At 41.7% G+C, this 20,035-nt stretch carries 21 protein-coding genes; 17 read left to right on the top strand and 4 right to left on the bottom strand.

Annotation, left to right across the window (positions count from 1 at the left end):
* Positions 1-120: 120 nt before the first annotated feature.
* Together DI53_RS02035 and DI53_RS02030 are read left to right on the top strand one after the other, a co-directional pair.
* On the top strand, positions 121-1,632 hold the full coding sequence (locus DI53_RS02035; RefSeq protein ID WP_037494795.1) for a bifunctional GNAT family N-acetyltransferase/carbon-nitrogen hydrolase family protein: 1,512 nt from the start codon (positions 121-123) through the stop codon (positions 1,630-1,632).
* 9 nt (positions 1,633-1,641) lie between these two features.
* Complete coding sequence (locus tag DI53_RS02030) at positions 1,642-2,151, top strand: DUF421 domain-containing protein (RefSeq protein WP_037494794.1); 510 nt, start codon at positions 1,642-1,644, stop codon at positions 2,149-2,151.
* A gap of 57 nt (positions 2,152-2,208) precedes the next feature.
* Here DI53_RS02030 and DI53_RS02025 read toward each other — a convergent pair whose 3' ends face one another.
* Positions 2,209-2,655, bottom strand: a complete 447-nt coding sequence (locus tag DI53_RS02025) for an acyl-CoA thioesterase (protein WP_037494792.1) — start codon at positions 2,653-2,655, stop codon at positions 2,209-2,211.
* A gap of 28 nt (positions 2,656-2,683) precedes the next feature.
* Positions 2,684-3,949: a DUF819 family protein gene (locus DI53_RS02020; RefSeq protein ID WP_037494790.1), complete on the bottom strand. Its 1,266-nt coding sequence runs from the start codon at positions 3,947-3,949 to the stop codon at positions 2,684-2,686.
* Positions 3,950-4,068: 119 nt separating this feature from the next.
* Here DI53_RS02020 and DI53_RS02015 point away from each other — a divergent pair, with 119 nt between their 5' ends.
* Both DI53_RS02015 and DI53_RS02010 read left to right on the top strand, forming a co-directional pair.
* Positions 4,069-5,337, top strand: a complete 1,269-nt coding sequence (locus DI53_RS02015; protein ID WP_037494789.1) for a Gfo/Idh/MocA family protein — start codon at positions 4,069-4,071, stop codon at positions 5,335-5,337.
* Positions 5,338-5,339: 2 nt separating this feature from the next.
* Positions 5,340-6,425: a Gfo/Idh/MocA family protein gene (locus DI53_RS02010; RefSeq protein WP_037494787.1), complete on the top strand. Its 1,086-nt coding sequence runs from the start codon at positions 5,340-5,342 to the stop codon at positions 6,423-6,425.
* Between the two features lie 12 nt (positions 6,426-6,437).
* Here DI53_RS02010 and DI53_RS02005 read toward each other — a convergent pair whose 3' ends face one another.
* Positions 6,438-7,061, bottom strand: a complete 624-nt coding sequence (locus DI53_RS02005) for a 7-carboxy-7-deazaguanine synthase QueE (RefSeq protein ID WP_037494786.1) — start codon at positions 7,059-7,061, stop codon at positions 6,438-6,440.
* Between the two features lie 515 nt (positions 7,062-7,576).
* On the opposite strand from DI53_RS02005, the gene DI53_RS02000 reads away from it, so the two are divergent.
* The 10 genes from DI53_RS02000 to DI53_RS01955 all read left to right on the top strand — a co-directional run bounded on the left by DI53_RS02000 (position 7,577) and on the right by DI53_RS01955 (position 16,093).
* Positions 7,577-9,190 carry a hypothetical protein gene (locus DI53_RS02000; protein WP_037494784.1) on the top strand — a complete coding sequence of 538 codons (1,614 nt, stop codon included), beginning with the start codon at positions 7,577-7,579 and terminating at the stop codon, positions 9,188-9,190.
* 140 nt (positions 9,191-9,330) lie between these two features.
* Complete coding sequence (locus tag DI53_RS01995) at positions 9,331-9,903, top strand: DUF5025 domain-containing protein (RefSeq protein WP_131555152.1); 573 nt, start codon at positions 9,331-9,333, stop codon at positions 9,901-9,903.
* A gap of 503 nt (positions 9,904-10,406) precedes the next feature.
* Positions 10,407-10,979, top strand: coding sequence for a hypothetical protein (locus DI53_RS01990; RefSeq protein ID WP_131555150.1), 573 nt, complete (start codon positions 10,407-10,409; stop codon positions 10,977-10,979).
* A 136-nt stretch (positions 10,980-11,115) separates the two neighbouring features.
* Complete coding sequence (locus DI53_RS01985) at positions 11,116-11,367, top strand: hypothetical protein (RefSeq protein ID WP_037494779.1); 252 nt, start codon at positions 11,116-11,118, stop codon at positions 11,365-11,367.
* A 252-nt stretch (positions 11,368-11,619) separates the two neighbouring features.
* Positions 11,620-13,545, top strand: a complete 1,926-nt coding sequence (gene thrS / locus DI53_RS01980) for a threonine--tRNA ligase (RefSeq protein ID WP_037494778.1) — start codon at positions 11,620-11,622, stop codon at positions 13,543-13,545.
* A 46-nt stretch (positions 13,546-13,591) separates the two neighbouring features.
* On the top strand, positions 13,592-14,116 hold the full coding sequence (gene infC / locus DI53_RS01975; RefSeq protein ID WP_037494776.1) for a translation initiation factor IF-3: 525 nt from the start codon (positions 13,592-13,594) through the stop codon (positions 14,114-14,116).
* 34 nt (positions 14,117-14,150) lie between these two features.
* Entirely contained in the window at positions 14,151-14,351 is a 201-nt protein-coding gene (gene rpmI / locus DI53_RS01970; RefSeq protein ID WP_037494774.1) for a 50S ribosomal protein L35, read from the top strand.
* Positions 14,352-14,447: 96 nt separating this feature from the next.
* The gene (rplT, locus tag DI53_RS01965) at positions 14,448-14,792 is read left to right on the top strand and encodes a 50S ribosomal protein L20 (protein WP_037494773.1); all 345 of its coding nucleotides are present in this window, start codon (positions 14,448-14,450) and stop codon (positions 14,790-14,792) included.
* A 243-nt stretch (positions 14,793-15,035) separates the two neighbouring features.
* Positions 15,036-15,446 (top strand): DUF3060 domain-containing protein, encoded by a 411-nt coding sequence (locus DI53_RS01960; RefSeq protein WP_052071966.1) that lies wholly within the window; start codon positions 15,036-15,038, stop codon positions 15,444-15,446.
* A gap of 116 nt (positions 15,447-15,562) precedes the next feature.
* Positions 15,563-16,093 carry a 2'-5' RNA ligase family protein gene (locus DI53_RS01955; RefSeq protein ID WP_131555148.1) on the top strand — a complete coding sequence of 177 codons (531 nt, stop codon included), beginning with the start codon at positions 15,563-15,565 and terminating at the stop codon, positions 16,091-16,093.
* On the opposite strand, the gene DI53_RS01950 is transcribed toward DI53_RS01955, so the two are convergent.
* Positions 16,083-17,489: an aminotransferase-like domain-containing protein gene (locus DI53_RS01950; RefSeq protein ID WP_241462346.1), complete on the bottom strand. Its 1,407-nt coding sequence runs from the start codon at positions 17,487-17,489 to the stop codon at positions 16,083-16,085. The two genes, DI53_RS01955 and DI53_RS01950, sit on opposite strands and share 11 nt — an antisense overlap.
* A gap of 136 nt (positions 17,490-17,625) precedes the next feature.
* Here DI53_RS01950 and DI53_RS01945 point away from each other — a divergent pair, with 136 nt between their 5' ends.
* The 3 genes from DI53_RS01945 to bioD are packed head-to-tail and all read left to right on the top strand — an operon-like array spanning position 17,626 to position 19,969.
* Positions 17,626-18,231, top strand: a complete 606-nt coding sequence (locus DI53_RS01945; protein ID WP_037494767.1) for a hypothetical protein — start codon at positions 17,626-17,628, stop codon at positions 18,229-18,231.
* Positions 18,231-19,343: an aminotransferase class I/II-fold pyridoxal phosphate-dependent enzyme gene (locus DI53_RS01940; RefSeq protein ID WP_037494766.1), complete on the top strand. Its 1,113-nt coding sequence runs from the start codon at positions 18,231-18,233 to the stop codon at positions 19,341-19,343. The genes DI53_RS01945 and DI53_RS01940 overlap by 1 nt, the downstream gene beginning before the upstream one ends.
* Entirely contained in the window at positions 19,331-19,969 is a 639-nt protein-coding gene (bioD, locus tag DI53_RS01935; protein ID WP_037494764.1) for a dethiobiotin synthase, read from the top strand. The genes DI53_RS01940 and bioD overlap by 13 nt, the downstream gene beginning before the upstream one ends.
* Positions 19,970-20,035 lie beyond the last annotated feature (66 nt).

The following is a 20,035-nucleotide window of genomic DNA, read 5'->3' as shown; positions in this document are numbered from 1 at the left end:
CCGCCATTTTTTATGACGGGGTTCTTTTTTTTAAAGACCTTTTTAGACAGCCTCTTTGTTGTTTTTCGATATTGCCAAACCAATCTTCCCCTCAGTTGTTGTAAAATCAAATAAAATTTTATGGATATACAGGTACGAAATCTTACAGAAAGTGATTATAAAGATTTGAAGCGTTCAATGGCTAAAGCGTATGGCAGCGATTCTGGGGAGGTATGGACACGAGAGAATATAGAAGACCTGATTGGCCTATTTCCCGAAGGACAAATTTGTGTGGAAGTCAATGGACGTGTGGTCGCTTGTGCCTTGTCACTAATTATCGATTCGAAAAAGACGAATATCTACAAAAAATACTACGAAATCATAGACGACGGAAAATTTACCACGCATGACTACGAAGGCGATACCCTTTATGGAATAGAGGTTTTCGTACATCCGGACCATCGCTCGCTAAGGCTGGGCCGGCGCTTGTATGACGCACGGAAGGAACTTTGTGAACAAATGAACCTGAAGAGCATCGTCGCCGGTGGTCGAATTCCAAACTACCATAACTATTCGGATAAGATGACGCCACGGACGTATATCGAGAAGGTAAAACGCAAGGAAATCTACGATCCTACGTTGACATTTCAGTTGTCAAACGACTTTCATGTAAGTAAGATACTTAAAAACTACTTGCCAGAAGATAAGGAATCAAACGAGTTTGCTACGCTGTTGGTATGGGATAATATTTACTATGAGCCAGATGCAAAATCTAATTCCGCAACTCGGCAAACCATTCGTTTGGGACTTGTGCAGTGGCAAATGCGCTTATTTAAAGATATAGAGGAATTCTACGACCAGGTGGAGTTTTTTGTGGATACCGTGAGTGACTATGGAACGGACTTCATCATGTTTCCAGAATTCTTCAACACACCTTTGATGAGTCCTTACAATGATCTTCCGGAACGTGCAGCGATGGAGAAATTAGCGGAGCTGACGGAGGCGATTATAGACAAGATGCAGCAGCTTGCCGTATCATACAATGTGAATATCATCGCTGGTTCGATGCCGGTTATAGAATACAAGAAATTGTACAATGCTTCCTATCTGTGCCACCGAAATGGAAAGCTGGATGTTCACAAGAAAATCCACATTACTCCCAATGAAATGAAGTACTACGGTATGGTGGGTGGCAACGATATTCAAGTGTTTGATACGGACTGCGGTAAAGTTGGTTTGCTGATATGCTATGATGTAGAGTTTCCGGAAGTAAGCCGTATCATGGCAGATCAAGGTATGCAAATGCTTTTCGTGCCGTTCATGACTGACACACAAAATGGCTACATGCGAGTAAGAAGCTGTGCACAAGCCCGCGCCATAGAGAACGAATGCTATGTAGCCATTGCCGGTTGCGTAGGAAACTTGCCCCGGGTGAATAATATGGATATCCAATACTCCCAATCGGCTGTATTTACGCCATCAGATTTTGCGTTTCCTAATAATGGTATTAAAGCAGAAGCAACACCCAACACCGAGATGGTACTCATAGCGGATGTGGATCTATATGCGCTACGCGATTTGCATGAATATGGTACAGTCAAAATCCTTAAAGATCGCCGAAAAGATTTGTATCAAGTTAATTTGTTAAAATAATGGACGATAATGGGGATTTTTGATATTGTGTTTCGCTCTTTAGCGGTCTACTTGTTTATGATCATTGCGATACGTCTAACCGGGAAGAAAGAATTGTCGCAACTCAATACAGGCGACGTGGTATTGATTCTGTTGATTTCAAATGCCGTTCAAAATGCAATGGTCGGCCCCGACACCTCCCTGCTGGGCGGACTTGTGGCGGCAGGGGTACTCTTCCTATTAAATTATATACTCAAAAATTTCCTATATAAGAATGAGCGGCTGCGGAATTTCATCTATCAAAAACCAGAGATCTTAATTCATCACGGCAATTTGGATTTCACAACATTAAGTCGCCTTAAAATAACGAATGAGGAACTGCAAGAGGCAATGCGGGAACATGGCGTTGAGCGTTACCGAGACGTGCGATTGGCCATGCTGGAAGTTGACGGGAATATCAGTATCATCAGCAATATCGACGGTATGAAACAGTCAACTTACAAAAGAAAGCAGGCACATAAGCGGCTTGATGCGTCCTAAATAATTGTATTTATATTACCTCCAATTGATATTCCGCTCTATGAAGAAATAGCTGGTTTATTCCGCTATTTCTTCGTAATCAGTTGATCGGGGAATGTGTGCTATGATCGGCTCCCATTCCTTTGGTATGCTTGTCAATTTACGTTCCACCAGATTTAACCAAGCACCATCCACATTGACCGTTGCCGCCTTTACGCCGTTTTCTTTGTAGATTTCATGTCGGAAAGAAAATCTGTAGTTTTTCAAGTTAAGCTTATTCATTTCAACTTTTACATAAATCCGTTCGTCGAGCCCGATTTCACGATGGTAGATAAGTTCTTCTCTAAAAAGTATAGGGCCAATATGATTTTTGGCAAATTCATCCAAAGATAGCCCTGCTTTATTAAGCATATTGCTACGGGCTTGCGCACAAAAATCAGCATATGCTGAATGTCTGAGATGTCTATTTGGATCCAACTGAGCCCAGAGTACTTGCCCTTCAAAGAAAATGTGTTCTTGCTCCATGTTTTAAATATACGTAAAATACTATAGATTAAATAGGAGAGACCATCTGCATCAGTATAGCCGTAAACCAACCGGCATAGGTACCGATAGCGTACCCAAAGACCGCCAACACAACACCAACAGAAATTAACGACGGATGAAATGCCGCGGCAGTCACTGTCGCAGATGCTACACCGCCAACATTAGCCATACTGCCCACGGCTAGATAGAAGAATGGCGCTTTTATAATCTTGGCTACCGCAATTAATAACAGGGCATGAAAACTCATCCAAATCACCCCTATTACAAACAGGCCGGGGTTCGCCAAGGTGGCTGCAATGTCCATCTGCATACCGATGGTAACGATAAGCATATAGAGCAATGTAGTCCCTATTTTAGACGCACCGGCATGCTCCAGTTTGCGTGCTGGCGTAAAGGATAAGGCTATTCCGATAAATGTTGCTATCAATATCAGCCAAAAAAAACCGTTCGTAAGGGAAAATTTTTCCAATTGCGGATAGTTTGCCTCCATATATTTGGCAATTGGCGCGGACAGCAACGATGCGAGGCCCGTTCCACCAAGTGCAAGTGCGATCATAAAAATAAAGTCTTTAGTATCAGGATTGCGGGTATGGGTTTGTGCCTGCTGATCCATGCGTGCTTTCAAAGCCTCAACATCTGAAGCATCGGCTTTGAAAAATCTGTCGATAGCTTTCACTTTGCTTGCTCCATATAGCAATAAAGCCATCCAAATATACGCGACAAGAGCATCTACCGCAATGATAGAAGAGAAGAGTTGCGGTGATGGCTGCAAGATTTCGCGTAACGCAACTTGGTTAGCGCTGCCGCCAATCCAGGAGCCAGCCAAGGCTCCTAAACCGCGCCAAACCTCATCTGCACCCGCACCTCCAACAACGTCTGGTGCTACTAGAGCGGTAAGCCATACGGCTATAGGCCCACCTAAAACAATGCCTATCGTGCCGGTAATAAACATGAGACCTGCACGTTTCCGCAAGTTCCATAATTCGCGTAAGTCAAGGTTAAGCGTAAATAAGATGAGGCAAGCTGGTAGAAAATACCGACTTCCTATACCGGCCAATGGCGAGTTAGTGCCGTCGATAATATGTAGCGAGTTTAAAATCCCCGGTATGAAGTAGCACATGAGTAACGGGGGGATGACTGCATAGAAACCTTGCACATATTTGTTTTTCAGACTTGCTGTGTAAAAAACCACACCCAACACTGCCATTAAAAGCCCAAATACAGCGGCGTGGTCAGTAATAATCGGTGTAACTTCTCTGATAGCATTTTGCATAAATTTTAGGATTTACTATTTTGGTGGTGAATTTATAGAATTAATTCCGAACGACAACCGTTTTGTCTATATTCTTGCATAGAGTTGCATTATTATTTTATAAACGTTATTACAAACGCATGTTTAATCGACGAGATTTCATAAAAAGTGGAAGTTTAGTTGCAGGGTCCATAGCCATTGCTGATGATATTATGGCATTAGGAGTTGCAAAAACGATAAAAGTAGGGCTAGTAGGTTGTGGGGGGCGGGGAACTGGCGCGATATTCCAAGCTTTGGATGCTGATCCTGATGTGCAGGTGACTGCATTAGCAGACATTTTTGAAGACAACCTCACAAATACCCTCTCATCATTACGAGCGAAGTACGGAAAACGTATTGCGGTTTCCGAAAAAACATCTTTTATAGGATTCGATAGTTATGAGAAGCTCATTAAATCCGATGTGGATGTCGTCTTATTGTGTACGCCTCCAAACTTTCGTCCGGCTCACCTGGCCTTAGCCATTCAACAGGGCAAGCACGTCTTCTGCGAAAAGCCAGTAGCAGTTGACATTCCCGGTTTACACCAAGTGGAAGCCGCTGTAAAAATGGCTAAAGAGAAGCAGCTCTGCCTTGTCAGTGGCTTTTGTTTCCGTTATTCTTTACCGAACAGGGAAATTATTTCACGCATCCATGCCGGCGATATCGGCGAGGTCAAATCCATATCAACCTTCAGGCATGGAGGTGAGTTAAGCTATAAAGAACGGGAGCCTTCATGGAGTGATTTTGTGCATCAGCTTCGCAATTGGTATTATTACCAACGCTATTCCGGTGATATGATTGTAGAACAAACCATACATAGCCTCGACTATATGTCTTGGATCATGAAGGATACTTTGCCCAAGAAAGTAACAGCTACCGGCGGAAGGCAAAGCAGACCTTGGAATAAATTCGGAAATGTGTATGATCATTTTACCGTGGAATACGAATATGATAACGGCTTGAAGGGATTTCATTTTGGGCGTCAACAAAACGGTACTACGCCACGTAATACCGTGGATGCGATGGGTACGAAGGGTTACGCAAGTGTGGCGTTAAACAGCAATTATGAAATTATAGGCGAACAGGCTTGGAAGAACAAACAGCGACTCAATAATATGTACCAGACGCAACACGACGAACTTTTCAAAGCTATTCGTGCAAAGCAGGTAATTAATGACGGTGACTTTATGGTGAAATCCACACTTCTCGCTATTTGGGGGCGGTTATCGGCCTACTCTGGTAAATCCATTTCGTACGATGAGGCCATTAATTCCCAAGAGCGCCTTGGCCCGCCAATTGACGACTACAATTGGGATATGAAGGCCGATGAATTAACAATAGCCCGTCCGGGAGCTTACAAACTGGTATAGGTATGGAAAAGATCAGCGTATTGGTTGTTGGTTGTGGCAATATGGGTGCTTCTCATGCTACGGCTTATCATCATATGGACGAGTTTGAAATTGTAGGATTAGTTTCACGTGGGCGTAGTAAAGATGAATTGAATGACAGACTAGGGGCGAGCTATCCGACATATCAGGATTACGATACGGCGCTACAGGCAACAAAACCAGACGCTGTCTGCATTTCTACCTATCCAGATACGCATGAAGAATATAGTTTGAAAGCGTTTAAAGCGGGGGCGGATGTTTTTGTTGAGAAGCCGATTGCAGATAGTTTGGAGGGCGCAGAGCGAGTCGTGGCGGCAGCAAAGCAGTATGGTAAACAGTTGGTGGTCGGGTATATTCTACGTTATCATCCTTCCTGGATACAATTTATTGCGGAAGGGCGGAAGTTAGGAACGCCACTTGTTTTTAGAATGAACCTGAATCAGCAGAGTCAAGGTTATATGTGGGATGTGCATAAGAATTTGATGAACAGCCTGAGCCCTATTGTTGATTGTGGCGTACATTATATTGATGTCATGTGTCAAATGACGGATGCGAAACCTATTCAGGTATACGCTATTGGTGCAAGACTGACTGCTGATATCCCGGAAGACAACTACAATTACGGCCAGTTGCAGATTCGTTTTGATGATGGATCGGTAGGTTGGTATGAAGCCGGCTGGGGGCCTATGATGAGTGAGACGGCTTTCTTTGTGAAAGATGTCGTCGGACCTAAAGGATCGGTATCTATTGTGGCCGATAAAGCTGGGTCGAAAGGCCAATCTGACTCCGTAGCTGCGCATACACAAACGGAATCGTTGCGAATACACCATGCTGCTATTGATGAACAAAATCGCTTTACGCAGGCAGATGAATGGATCAACCTGAAAGACGAACCCGACCATCAAGAGCTCTGCAATCGTGAACAGCGATTTTTCTACCGGGCGATCGTGGAGCGACTAGATCTTTCCAAGCCTATGGATGATGCATTAAATAGTTTACGAATCGCTTTTGCCTGCGACGCATCGGTGCGTTCTGGCGAAGTGGTTCATTTAAACAAATTACCTAGATAGGTGCAAGACGGTTTACGGGATGTTCAAATATTTGTGCGTTTGCAGAGATATTTCCCAGTGAGGGTTTTCTTTTACATACTCCACAATCAGTGGTGTCATTTCTGACGCTTTAGACCATTCGGGTTGCAGGTAAAGCTTACAGTTTTTTCCAACAAATTTCGCATGTTCTTCCGCCCATTGGAAATCACTTTTGTTGAATATGATGACTTTAAGTTCCCCTGCAGCATTGAGCACATCAGGGCGTGGGCCTTTAAATTTCTTCGGCGATAAACAAATCCAATCCCAAAATCCTGACAGCGGATAAGCACCTGAGGTTTCAATAAAGGTCTGTATCCCGGCGGCTTTCAAAGCCCGCGTTAAGTAGTCTAAATTATAAATCAATGGTTCACCTCCGGTGATGACAACCGTCTTCGCCGGATGTCTCTTTGCATTCTCTACAATTTCATCTGCTGCCGTCAACGGGTGTAGATTCGCATCCCAGCTTTCCTTCACGTCACACCAATGACAACCCACATCACAACCGCCTAAACGGATGAAATACGCTGCTTTGCCGGTATGATACCCCTCGCCTTGTATCGTGTAAAAATCTTCCATTAATGGAAGCAACGTACCGTCTTCTGGGACTTGATTTGACATGTCTTAAATTTTAAGAGTACAAAGGTATGAAAAATGTATATACAAATTGTTGGTCTTCATCACGCTAGTGTTAGGATTTATCAAAATGTGCTCAGGATCTATTTTGCCGGTCTGTTTACGGCGACGTCTTATTGTACATTTTGTATAAGTCAACCGTAAATGAGTCCTCAATGTGCTTGGCTAGAATTGTAAAATAATTTCACATACTCATTTTTTAGTATTAAAAGACTTGCAACATCGATGATACCGCTGATAGTCTATTGTTTAAATATAAATTGACGAATAATTATTTCAAAAAAATGTGCTATTTGCTGTCTGATTATAGCTACATTTTTCTTTTAAGGAATTTAATAATCAAAAAATAACCTGTAAGATTGTTTCAGGGATTAAATGCTTGTAGCAGAATTGTTTCCATCATGTCGATCACTCCTTCGAGATTAATTGTACATGCGCATTTGTCAAAACTCAAATAGTTAGCCTCGCAATCAGTGTTTTAAACTTAAAAGATAAACTAAATGAAAAAACCAATTTACTTAATCATGTTGGCAGGCATCTTAGTCAGCACCTGTCAAAAAGAGAAGCTAAATCCTGAAATAGGTATACCAACCAATTCAAATATCTTGCAGGTTAGCGGTGCAGAGAAAGTGCAGTTCGCACGTGTTTTGTCAAAAGCTGTGTATCACGAGCAAGCAGTCAGAGAGTTTTTAAAGAGAGAGGCGCTCAAGCAATTTGATAATGATTATGACGTGCTTTACGGATTAGTCAAAGATAATATTGTCAAAGACGGCTTAACATTCAAAGAAGTATTAGGAATTTATGCTAATGATGAAAATTTTATAAAAGATTTAGAAGTCAAGGCGCCACTGCTTAATATTCTTGTTCCGGATCTCACTATGTTTACGGAATTTAATGCAGAAACATGGGATATATCTGATGCTGAGGTACCTGTCACAGCGCTCGTAGGTGGAGACAGTCAAACCTTTTATGGTAACGGAGACGAAGTGTTTTCACTCTCACTGGAAGAAGTACCAGGTTTTCCCTGTCTGATTGTTAAAGATAATGAGCGAGTAAAACCGACGCAATTGTTGAAAGTTAAGGGTTCAACATCCTACGATTATACTTTCTTAGATCCGGTATACGATGGGCGTCTAAAGACAAAGGGCGCAATAGATATCGACGGTAGGAAATATGGGTATAGAGACGATCAGATTATATCACCGAGTATAATCGTACAGCGTGCCTTTGACGAATTTGGAACAGATCCTTTCTACTGGCAACGAGATTATATCTATTTCAACCTTACTAAAGCACAGCCACAAAGAGGGCGGTTCAACGAGCATGTTCGAGAATATATCGATAGGATTAAGGTTGATCCTAGAATCTTAAGTACGATTATTGATCATCCTAACGACCCTCGATTAACTTCGTTCGAAATAAAGAGTAATTCCAAAAACCCATTGTCATGGGCGGAAATCGTTAGAAGGCTGTGGACTGATGGAAAATTTGAATTGCGTTTCTTTATTTATAAAGGGAGAAAGGGAGAAGGTGCAGTGCCAGATGAAAGGCAAGAAAATGTATCTCCACAAGATCTATTCTCCATCCGCAATATTGAGCATCGCATCAAGAAAGGTGGTTTGTTTAGGCGAGATCTTCATACGTTTTCTGTTAAATCAATCAACGATCTGGAAGGTAAATGGTATGCACCCAGACAAGGAGCTGGTATACAGCTAGAGCAGTGGAATATAATGGAAGAGTCGGTATCGATGAAGATCGTGGTCGAAGAATTTGACCCGGGTGATATTGAAGAAAGGCAGATAACGGTGAATAGCAAATATGTAAGTTCTAAAAACTTTAAGTTCGACTTTGGATTGGGAAACATTCCCAAATGGATCGTGAAGTTAGATTTGTCTTTCGGCACCTCTTCCCAAAAAGAAGAAAGCAGAACAGAGGTGGTGACTTGGAAAACTACACATACGAGCGACAAAATGGGCGATGTGACGTTTTATTTCTCTGACCCCGTGTTGAGAAATCAATACTATAAACACGTTCCGGAACTGAAGATCTATGATGGCTATGCCGTAAGTACCGGTTCGGTGGATATTCAGTTACTCCCCAAACCTTTGCGCTAATTACATTGATATTAATCATGTTTACCGCGTCTGTAAAGCGCGGTAAACAAAATAGTGAGGCGATATTGCAATTTACATGTTTGAAAGACGTGTGCAAATCCGCTTGTGGAAGATAAACCTTTGAATTAAACTTTATGCACATGAAAACCCTATACATACTTTTATGCTCCTTTAGCCTGTCCATCATGGAAGGCTGTAGCAAGAACAATGTGGAGATTCCACCTGTGGAATTTGGAAAGATAGATGCTCGCTTTGGCAGACATGGATATACTTTAATGAATGACCATTCCAGGAAGGTTATCAACACCCTTACATATGATGGCAAAAATTATAGATTTTATATTGAGTTGAACAATTTCGGGAATAATGGATTTCAAGATTACCGAGTTTTTCACAGATTGGAAGTAGATTTGGAAGATATCGTAGCGGGCAAGGTTTATAGTTTTGATGCGACAAATTCCTCTACCGAGCGGCAGCAAAAGAATAGGATTTCCTATGAGTACATAGAAGCCATTGGCGATAGGTTTGATCATAAATTTTATCGTCCAGCAATAGGCAAGAGAAACCTATCGCTCACAATAGAATCGATAAAAAGCAACAATTATCGTACACCAGCGATTGATGGAGGGTTCGAGGGATATTTGTTTAATGTTGCAGATGTACGAGATAGCGTATTGATCTCTGCACGATTTCTCACAGAAGCAGTAAGATAGTCTTAACGTAGTGTATGACAAGCGAATTACAGAGGATTAGCTTGGCGTGTGTGCTCAGAGGGTTTGCCAAACTTTTTCTACGTTTATACAGCTATTAAAATCTTGACGCTATAGATGAACATGAAGAAGCAATTGTATCCAATTATTACTGAAAGGCATTTCCTCCATCAACAGATTTCACTGGCTATGTGTTTACTACTGCTTGTAGTTGGATGTAGAAAGGCTGATGATGATATGGTAGGTATAGATGAGCATGGCGCCGTAACAATACTATAAACAAATTCCGGAATTAAAGATCTACGACGGTTACGCTGTAAGTACTGGTTCGATTGAGATTCAGTTACTCCCTAAACCTCTGCGTTGATCACATATATAGTAGAAGTCGTTTCCCGCGTCTGAAAAGCGCGGTAAGCATAACAAAGAGTATTTATAGAATTTATAGCTAAGAAGCTACAAAAATCCATTAATTGGACAGATAATCCTAAAAATTAAACATTACATAAATGAAAACTATATACATACTTTTATCCGTCTTTACCTTATATATAATGTCGGGTTGTCGCAAGAACAATATGGAGATTCCACCTGTAGAATTCGGGAAAATAGATGCACAATTCGGAAGAGATTCGTATTGGCTGATAAATGATCGTTTTAGAAAGGTCATTAACACGCAAGTGTATGATGGTAAGAATTATGAATTTTATATTGAGCTAAACAATTTCGGGAATAATGGATTTCAAGATTACCGTGTATTCCACAGACTGGATGTAAATTTGACAGATATTGTACAGGGTAAGATTTACCAGTTTAATGCAACAAACTCTTCAAGCGACAGGCAGCGAAAGAGCGAAATCTCCTATGAATACATAGAAGCAATTGGAGATAAATCAATTCATAAATTCTATCGTCCGGCAATAGGCAGAAGTAACGTCTCGCTCACGTTAGACGGAATAAGAGGGATTGATTACAGAACGCCCGCGATTGAAGGATACCTCAGCGGCTATCTTTATAACATTGCGGATAGACAAGATAGTGTATTGATTACAGTGCGGTTTCTCACAGAAGCTCTACGATAGATTCGAGCAATCTGGCCTTTTAAGATCTGCTTCGGTAGCTGTTACAGATGTCCGGAGAATTGGTAAATTACCGATCATCTTTTTTTCCTCTCTACCTGATCATAGCGAGAGCATTCGCCTAGCAAACGTTCAAAGAATGGACTTTTCCAGCAGCTTCCCAGTAAGATTGTACGATTTCAAAAGTTTTTTGAAAAGCAATGTGTCAACGCAGAAACAGGATGTCATTAACCAGATCTTGGATCAGGCTGTAATTTATAAGGTAAATACGCCAACATTTCTAGGTAACGAGATAAATGAATTTTGTGGTGTAACCGTAAGTTATCTGAAAAAAGATGATCCATATTTCGATTATTACCGCACCCTTAACTGGTGGATAGATGGTCATTAAATCTGACTCAGCTCGATAATACCCAAAGATTTCGTTCAAGCGAATAAAGTTCGCTATGAGGTGGATATGCATTTAAACAATGTTTTAATTTACCTGTATAAAACGGTATCTTTGAAAAATTGTCACGTGTTATTACAGTTGTTTTTGCAGGGCAATAATCCGAGCCTCTGCAAACACTTAACAGTACGCTTGTTTGTACTGGTGTAATTTTCACGTATTTAATCACTTAATTTATATAAATCATATTCGTTCATGATTAACATTACATTGCCTGACGGATCTGTCCGTCAGTTTGAAAAAGGTGCCACTGCTATGCAGGTGGCTTTGTCTATTTCTGAAGGCTTGGCGAGAAATGTCTTAGCCGCAGAGGTAAATGGCGAAGTATGGGATGCCTCCCGTGCTATTGAAAGCGATGCACACGTCAAACTACTGACCTGGAATGATGATAAGGGAAAGTCGACGTTTTGGCATTCATCAGCCCATTTGTTGGCGGAAGCACTAGAAGAACTGTATCCGGGAGTGAAGTTTGGTATCGGCCCAGCTATTGAAACTGGTTTTTATTACGATGTAGATTTCGGCGATCGGGAATTTTCCTCCGATGAATTCAAACAGATTGAAGATAAGATGTTGGCTCTGGCCAAACAAAAAGAAGTTTTCGAGCGCAAGGCCGTATCGAAAGCGGATGCATTAGCTTATTTTACAGAGAAGGGTGACGAGTACAAACTGGATCTGATTAAAGACCTGGAGGATGGAAAAATTACCTTCTATTCGCAGGGAAACTTTACAGACCTATGCCGTGGTCCGCATATACCGCATACAGGGGTTATCAAAGCGATCAAGTTGACAAACGTGGCAGGAGCGTACTGGCGAGGTGATGAAAGTAGAAAGCAATTAACACGTATCTATGGGGTTACTTTTCCAAAAGCGTCAGAATTAGCTGATTATATTAAGCTGATTGAAGAAGCAAAGAAAAGAGATCACCGGAAGCTCGGTAAAGAACTGGAGCTTTTTGCGTTTTCTGAAAAGGTGGGGGCGGGGTTGCCCCTGTGGTTGCCTAAAGGTGCTGCTTTAAGACAAAAACTGCAAGATTTTTTACAACGTGCGCAACTTAAGGCGGGCTATGAACCTGTTATAACGCCACATATTGGCCACAAACAATTATATGTAACATCCGGTCATTATGAAAAGTACGGTGCCGACGCGTTCCAACCTATCCATACACCTGTGGAAGGAGAAGAGTTTTTCTTAAAGCCGATGAACTGCCCGCATCATTGCGAAATATATAAGACAAAGCCGCGGTCATACAAAGAGCTACCTGTGCGTTTTGCAGAATTTGGTACCGTATATCGCTATGAACAGTCTGGCGAATTGCATGGATTGACGCGCGTGCGTGGCTTTACGCAAGATGATGCCCATTTGTTTTGTCGGCCAGATCAGGTGAAAGAAGAATTTAAGAAGGTGATCGACTTAGTGCTCTACGTATTTGCAGCCTTGGGCTTCGATAATTATACGGCACAAGTATCATTACGTGATCCAGAAAACAAGACAAAATACATTGGCTCGGACGAAAACTGGGCGTTGGCAGAAGCCGCCATTGTAGAAGCTGCTGCCGAGAAAAATTTGGCGACTGTTGTCGAATATGGGGAGGCAGCGTTCTATGGTCCGAAGCTTGATTTTATGGTCAAAGATGCACTGGGACGCAAGTGGCAATTGGGTACGATACAAGTCGATTACAATTTACCTGAACGTTTTGAATTAGAATATACAGGAAGTGATAATCAAAAGCATCGTCCCGTCATGATTCACCGCGCGCCTTTCGGGTCATTGGAACGATTTATCGCAGTGCTAATCGAGCATTGTGCGGGTCAGTTTCCGTTATGGCTTGCTCCAGAGCAATTTATCGTCTTGCCTGTGTCAGAAAAATATGAGGAATATGCAAAAAATCTTTTAGAATCGCTAAATAATTCCGATATTCGCGGACTGATTGACCTTCGTGATGAGAAAGTCGGTCGGAAGATACGTGACGCGGAAGTCAAAAAAATCCCATATATGTTGATTGTAGGGGAAAAAGAGATCGAAAGTGGCACAATTTCTGTTCGTAAACACGGGTCTGTGGATATCGGTTCGATGGATTCGCAAACATTTAAGGAATTATTAATTAAAGAAATAACCGTTTAATTTTAAACATTTGGCATTAACTAGAGGTGGTGGTCCTAGACCACCAATGAGAAAGAAAGAACCAGAACACCGCATTAACGAATTCATCAGGGTGCCAGAGGTACGTCTGGTAGGCGATAATGTAGAACAGGGAATTATTCCCACACGTAAAGCATTGGAACTTGCTGACGAACTGGAACTTGACTTAGTGGAAATTTCGCCAAATGCCGTTCCTCCCGTCTGTAGAATAATAGACTACAGTAAGTTTATTTACGAACAGAAAAAGAAACAAAAAGAAATCAAAGCAAACGCGAAGCAAACTGTTATCAAAGAAATTCGTTTTGGTCCGAATACCAGCGATCACGACTTTGATTTCAAGCTGAAGCATGCAATGAAGTTTTTAGAAAGCGGCGAGAAAGTGCGTGCATACGTGCATTTTAAAGGACGTGCCATTGTTTTTAAAGAACAAGGTGAAATTCTGCTTCTACGTTTTGCACAAGCATTAGAGGATTACGGAAAAGTTGAGCTTTTTCCTAAGCTTGAAGGAAAACGTATGTTTTTGACACTTGCACCAAAAGCTGCAAAAAAATAATTATTCTAACAGATTGATATAAATTTTTAAGATTATGCCAAAAATGAAAACCAATTCCAGCGCTAAAAAACGCTTTAAGTTGACTGGAACAGGTAAGATTGCAAGAAAGAACGCTTATAAAAGCCACATCTTGACCAAAAAAACAACAAAGCAAAAACGTAACTTAACTACAACAAGTTATGTTCATGATGCTGACATGGGTAACGTAAAACGTATGCTTGCTATTGGCAAGTAAGGTTATCCTTTATTAATAAATAATTTTTTGACCGGGTATCAGGTTGTAAGCTTGCTGTAATACGCAACACCTCATACCAAATTTAAATTTAAACATATGCCACGTTCGGTTAACGCAGTAGCTTCGAGAAGAAGAAGAAAAAGAATCTTGAAATTAGCTAAAGGCTATTTCGGATCAAGAAGCAAAGTATATACTATTGCTAAAAATACAGTAGAAAAAGGTTTACAGTACGCTTACCGCGACCGTAAAACCAAAAAACGTGAGTTCAGAGCTTTATGGATTCAGCGTATCAACGCAGGTGCCCGTCAACACGGAGTTTCATACTCACAGTTGATCGGTAAATTAAATGCTAAAAATATCGGGTTGAACCGTAAGGTGTTAGCTGATTTAGCTTTAAATAACCCTGATGCTTTTAAAGCAGTTGTTGACGCAGTAAAATAGAGTTAGAACCACCGTCAATTTGTTAGATATTTGAAAAAGGAGCCGTAATTGGCTCCTTTTTTAGTTGATAGATATACATCACTGCGTGAGTAGGCTAATAGCTTTTGCGCGACAACAAACCCCATTGCCTACCTAATAGTCGTTGGTAATCTTCGTTAAATAGTGTTAATTGTATAACATGATTGTAATCGAGCACTCGAAATAACTAAATTTGAGTAGCTAATCTGAAATAAGTTTTACACTATGAAACTCCCTATTATTATTCTTTATGTGATACTTTATGTCGGCGTTGCCGGTAGCAAAGCATCCCCCTATCAAGTTAATACCCTAAATCCCCCAAAGAACGACTTGATCATTATTTTTAAGGAAGGCAGAATCGTAAAAGTTGAGGGTACTAAAATAGAGAAAAGTATAGCAGCAAGTGGTACGGAGACTTTGCAAATTGACGGTTCCAACAATATTATACATGCGAAAGGAGGTTTGAAAGGCGTTGTCATCAATGGAGCAAATAACGAAGTGTATGTTGATAAAATACATAGCGTGAAAATAGATGGAGGGAACAATACCGTACAATACCAGCTATCAGCTAATAAGACCGGTAAGCCCGTCGTGATGTTAAAGGGTGCCAATAATGATATCTTGAAAGCTAGATAGCTTTTCTTTAATTATATAATAATGTGTAACTTGTAGGAAGTGGTTTTTAATACTTCACTATACGCACTATGCTAATTTCTGTGGTTTTTCAGCCTTGCGAAAAAGGTGTCCGTTTTGTGGCATCATTGAAGCAGCGCGTTCGTAATCTGCTAGGAAGCTGGTATCCGAGTTGTAATTCTATTGCTCATATCTCTGTCTGCCGAATGGAAGTTAGCCAACCGCAGATCGAGGAAGTCATTGATCTTTTAAGCAAGGCTATGCGTTACGAAAATTCGCAACATGTGTATTTCGACCATTTTGCCACATACCCGAGTTCCGGTACATTTTTTATCGATCCCACTGTGCAATCGAAGATGTTTCTAAAGCAGAAGATGCAACGTATAGTGGCGGAGATAGAAAAGGTCATAAAGGTTGATAAGGCTAATGCTCCACACTTAACCATTGGTCGCGGTTTGGAAAAGGACCATCTTGGACAGATGCAGGTGAATGCGCAATTTAAGTCGGTAGACTTTGATTTTCGCTGTGCGTCCGTCCTCCTTCGCATATTCGATGCGGAGAAAAAGCGATATTTTCCGCTTTTAGAAATCCCTTTTGGAAATGAACAACCTCCCAATTTTGAAACGGGACAGCTTCGTTTTAATTTTTAATTTGCCTCTCCATCAGCATTTTTAATATAGTAAAGCTGTCTTCCATTTCTTCGTTGGTCAAATGCCCGAAACCAAGCCTTATTGCTGTGAGCTGTCCGTTTTGATACAGTATATTCCGTGGAATAAATAGTTGCTCTTTAGCTGCATCTTTTCCCAATTGCAGCAGATTTACTGGAGTCTTAAATTCAAGCCAACACGCTAAGCCACCCGGAGGTTTCGTGATCTTCATGTGCTCCCCAAATTGTTGCTGGATAATACGCGTCATTTGATCGCGTCTTTCGCGGTATATCTTTAATGACTTTTTAAGATGACGATGTATCACTCCTTCTTCAATCATTTCCCCCAATGCCTGTTCAATAAGTACATCGCCCTGTCGATCGATAATGCCCAATAATTTCCGCATCTCTAGCATGATGTTTTCGGGTGCCACGATAAAGCCCGTTCGGAAGCCGGGTACAAGGGATTTGCCAAATGATCCTACATAAATGACCATGCCATTTGTGTCTAATGTCGCGAGAGGTAGCATAGGCTGCTTTTCATAATGAAAATCATAATCGTGATCATCCTCCACAATAGCAAAATGATACTCTTGTGCAAGTTGTAGCAAGCGCATGCGGCGTTGAACATTCAATGTGACCGTAGTCGGATAATGCTGCTGCGGTGTCACATACACCATTCGTATTTTTTGCTTTTGGCATATGTCGGCTAGCGCCTCTACATCTATCCCTTCTTCATCTACAGGTATAGTGCGTATAGACGCGCCATTTTTTTGAAAAATCATGTTTGCGGAAAAGTAGGAGAGCGCGCCAACAATAACGATATCTCCAGGATCCAGCAAAACTTCTGCAATAATGAACAAGCTCATTTCTACGCTGCGCGTGATGAGCATATTGGCGGCTGAGATTTGAAGCCCACGAGATAAACTTAGGTAACCTTGAAGTTGCTCCTTGAAATATGGACTGCCATCTTGATTGTGGTAGTCCATTTTTCTTCGATTACTTTTCCGTTTCAAGGTAGCGCTGTATATACGTGCCAGATCATCAAGTTGTGTGAGGCGTACGTCTGGAATGCCGTCATTAAAGCTGTACTGGAAGTTTCCTCTTTCATAGGGGCTATCTAATAGCGCTGATTTTCGAAATGTAAATCCAGTTTGATTAGCGTAGGTAATGTCCAGCAAAGATCCATCGGCGGTTTGCGGCATCGTTGGAGATATAAAGGCTCCTTGATTTGGCTTAATATCAATCCAGCCTTGCGACGCGAGCTCATCGTAAACAGACACGATCGTGTTTCGATGCGTTCCCAACAAATTGCTTAGGGCGCGCGTACCTAATAATTTGGTATTGGGAGAGAGAATATTCCTCCGAATAGCGCTAATAAAGGCATTGCTTATCTGCAAATAAACTGACGTGTTCGAATTTCGATCAAAAGAAATAAAACTTCGATATGGAATCTCAACCGGACTAGGCATAATATCAAAAGTGGCACCTTTAAACCCGCCGGCAAGATACTACATTTGCTCGAAATCGGAAAATATGCAAACTATATTAAAACATATTGTGGGAAATAATCAGCTTCATGCAAAGTGGTTGAACAGTCTCTCATTTATGGAAAACATGGGTGCGCGGAAGATTTCGGCATGCGAACATCGCACGATGGTCGATATCGTGCAATTAAAACATGCAGCCGAAGAGCATCGACATGCTTACTATTTAAAGAAGCAACTTGCCAAATTAACGGATAGCACCTGCAAACATTATGAAGATGGAGATTTACTCGCACCGGTCGCGACAAGACAGTATTTACATCGGCTAGATATGTCTTGCAGCCGCTATGTTAAAGAGAATTTTGAGATAACCGGTGTAGATCTTCGCTACGCCTGCTACTTATTTGTGACCCACGCCATAGAAGTGAGGGCGGATGCTTTGTATCCGGAATATCAAGAAGCGCTGACAACGGCAAAATCGCGGGTGAATGTAAAATCGATCATTCTGGAAGAAGAAGGGCATCTGGAGGAGATGATAGAGCAGTTGAAAAAGTTTGATAGCGACTGGAAAGCGCATGCCCATGCAATAGCAACCATAGAGCGGAAACTATTCCAAGAATGGATTGCTGCGATAGAAATAGAGCTTCACCAGTAATGGATAAAATAAGCAACCGCTGGAGAAGTCAAATTGAAGCTCGTGAAGCTACCGGCACGTTTCGGCAGCAAAGGCAACCGGATAGACGTGTTGATTTTTACTCTAACGATTACTTGGGCTTGGCAAGGTCTGCGGAATTTCAAGAGAAACTTGCAGAGCTGGCACAAACGATGCCACATGCGCTGACTGGTCCGTCGGCTTCTCGCGTATTGTACGGGCACAACAGCGTGGTAGCCAGTGCTGAAGAGTTTATCGCTGCAAATCACAACGTAGCCAACTGTCTATTGGTAAATTCAGGGTATAATGCCAACCTTGCATTGCTTTCCGCTATCGCTCAGCGTGGCGATACTATTTTGATTGACGAGTTGGTGCATCGGTCTGTACACGATGCCTGTACCTTAAGTGTCGCAACCAAGTGGAAATTCAGGCATCAGGATCTTGGCCATTTGGAAACCCTGCTCAATAAAGCAAACGGAAACAGTATCGTCGTTGTAGAAAGCCTGTACTCTATGGACGGGGATTTTACAGCGATCCCGCGAGTGTTTGCACTGTGCCAACAGTATGGCGCGGGGCTCATTGTTGATGAGGCGCATGCCGTCGGACTTTTTCCCCGCGGTCTAGTTCATCAATATGGCTTGCAAAATGATGTTCTTGCTACGGTAATCACTTATGGAAAAGCTTTTGGATTACATGGAGCAGCTATTCTGGGTAGTAAATTGCTGTGCGACTATCTAATTAATTTCTCATCCCCTTTGATATATACGACGGGCTTCAATGCATTCAATGCCGTAGGCATCCGTGAAGCCTATCAATACATGGAAAAAAATCCAGCATTGCGCAATACGTTGTGCAGGAACATAGCCCACTACTTAAGTCGGCTATCGGTCGTGGATAGCGTCCAGCACAGCCCTATACAGCCCGTAAAATTTCCGCACATACAGCTTCTGCATACCGCTGTTCGAGGCATTGAGAAGCTCGGTTTGGCTGTGTATCCTATTTTTCCGCCGACCGTGGAAAAAGGAACGGAGCGTCTGCGTATATGCTTGCACGCTTTTAATACAGTAGGTGAAATAAACGAACTCTGTAAAGAAATCAATAAATGGAAACAGTAAAAAGGTGGTTTGTTACCGGCATAGGAACGGGAATAGGAAAAACGATCGTCAGTGCTGTTCTTGCGGAACATCTCAAGGCTGACTACTGGAAGCCCATACAGTCCGGAGATTTAGAGCAATCCGACAGTATGACAATCCGCAATGCAGTAAGTTATTCCATCCGTATTCATCCGGAGCGATATCAGTTAAATACAGCTGTTTCTCCACATCAAGCAGCCGAAATGGATAATATTTATATGCGGGTAAGCGATTTTTCGGTACCTGAGTCCGATAACCATCTAATTGTAGAGGGTGCCGGAGGGCTATTTGTACCTATAAATTCCAAGGAATTTATGATCGACCTTATAGCTAAACTAGATCTTGCATTAGTCGTCGTGGTGCGCGACTACCTAGGATGTATTAATCATACTATACTAACGCTGCAGGCTATTGTTCAACGGAAACTTCGTGTAGCGGTTGTGGTTTTTAATGGGGACTTCAATCCCTGGACTTATGCAGTGCTACTTGACAATATACCGCAAAACATACCTTTCATACATGTGCCGACTTTAAAGCAAGTCGATAAACAACATGTAAAACAATGTGCAGACAGCATAGGCCTATGTGATAAGGCACAAGGTGTATAAATGCGATGGAGTTGTTTCTGATAACAAATGACGGCATAACAAGAGTACTTAAACATTTTATTTACC

Source organism: Sphingobacterium deserti (assembly GCF_000757725.1).
Lineage (GTDB): Bacteria > Bacteroidota > Bacteroidia > Sphingobacteriales > Sphingobacteriaceae > Sphingobacterium > Sphingobacterium deserti.
Note: the sequence above shows the minus strand (reverse complement) of the source record. Positions and strands in the feature narration are given on the sequence as shown.

What these genes read in the sequence shown, in the direction of transcription:
- bioD (WP_037494764.1), top strand. Translation starts at nt 19,331, where the DNA reads ATGGAAACAGTAAAAAGGTGGTTTGTTACCGGCATAGGAACGGGAATA.
- DI53_RS02025 (WP_037494792.1), bottom strand. Translation starts at nt 2,655, where the DNA reads ATGGAGCAAGAACACATTTTCTTTGAAGGGCAAGTACTCTGGGCTCAG.
- DI53_RS02020 (WP_037494790.1), bottom strand. Translation starts at nt 3,949, where the DNA reads ATGCAAAATGCTATCAGAGAAGTTACACCGATTATTACTGACCACGCC.
- DI53_RS01990 (WP_131555150.1), top strand. Translation starts at nt 10,407, where the DNA reads ATGAAAACTATATACATACTTTTATCCGTCTTTACCTTATATATAATG.
- rpmI (WP_037494774.1), top strand. Translation starts at nt 14,151, where the DNA reads ATGCCAAAAATGAAAACCAATTCCAGCGCTAAAAAACGCTTTAAGTTG.
- DI53_RS01945 (WP_037494767.1), top strand. Translation starts at nt 17,626, where the DNA reads ATGCAAACTATATTAAAACATATTGTGGGAAATAATCAGCTTCATGCA.
- infC (WP_037494776.1), top strand. Translation starts at nt 13,592, where the DNA reads ATGAGAAAGAAAGAACCAGAACACCGCATTAACGAATTCATCAGGGTG.
- DI53_RS01940 (WP_037494766.1), top strand. Translation starts at nt 18,231, where the DNA reads ATGGATAAAATAAGCAACCGCTGGAGAAGTCAAATTGAAGCTCGTGAA.
- DI53_RS02015 (WP_037494789.1), top strand. Translation starts at nt 4,069, where the DNA reads ATGTTTAATCGACGAGATTTCATAAAAAGTGGAAGTTTAGTTGCAGGG.
- DI53_RS02005 (WP_037494786.1), bottom strand. Translation starts at nt 7,061, where the DNA reads ATGTCAAATCAAGTCCCAGAAGACGGTACGTTGCTTCCATTAATGGAA.
- DI53_RS01995 (WP_131555152.1), top strand. Translation starts at nt 9,331, where the DNA reads ATGAAAACCCTATACATACTTTTATGCTCCTTTAGCCTGTCCATCATG.
- DI53_RS02010 (WP_037494787.1), top strand. Translation starts at nt 5,340, where the DNA reads ATGGAAAAGATCAGCGTATTGGTTGTTGGTTGTGGCAATATGGGTGCT.
- DI53_RS02030 (WP_037494794.1), top strand. Translation starts at nt 1,642, where the DNA reads ATGGGGATTTTTGATATTGTGTTTCGCTCTTTAGCGGTCTACTTGTTT.
- thrS (WP_037494778.1), top strand. Translation starts at nt 11,620, where the DNA reads ATGATTAACATTACATTGCCTGACGGATCTGTCCGTCAGTTTGAAAAA.
- DI53_RS01960 (WP_052071966.1), top strand. Translation starts at nt 15,036, where the DNA reads ATGAAACTCCCTATTATTATTCTTTATGTGATACTTTATGTCGGCGTT.
- DI53_RS01985 (WP_037494779.1), top strand. Translation starts at nt 11,116, where the DNA reads ATGGACTTTTCCAGCAGCTTCCCAGTAAGATTGTACGATTTCAAAAGT.
- DI53_RS02000 (WP_037494784.1), top strand. Translation starts at nt 7,577, where the DNA reads ATGAAAAAACCAATTTACTTAATCATGTTGGCAGGCATCTTAGTCAGC.
- rplT (WP_037494773.1), top strand. Translation starts at nt 14,448, where the DNA reads ATGCCACGTTCGGTTAACGCAGTAGCTTCGAGAAGAAGAAGAAAAAGA.
- DI53_RS02035 (WP_037494795.1), top strand. Translation starts at nt 121, where the DNA reads ATGGATATACAGGTACGAAATCTTACAGAAAGTGATTATAAAGATTTG.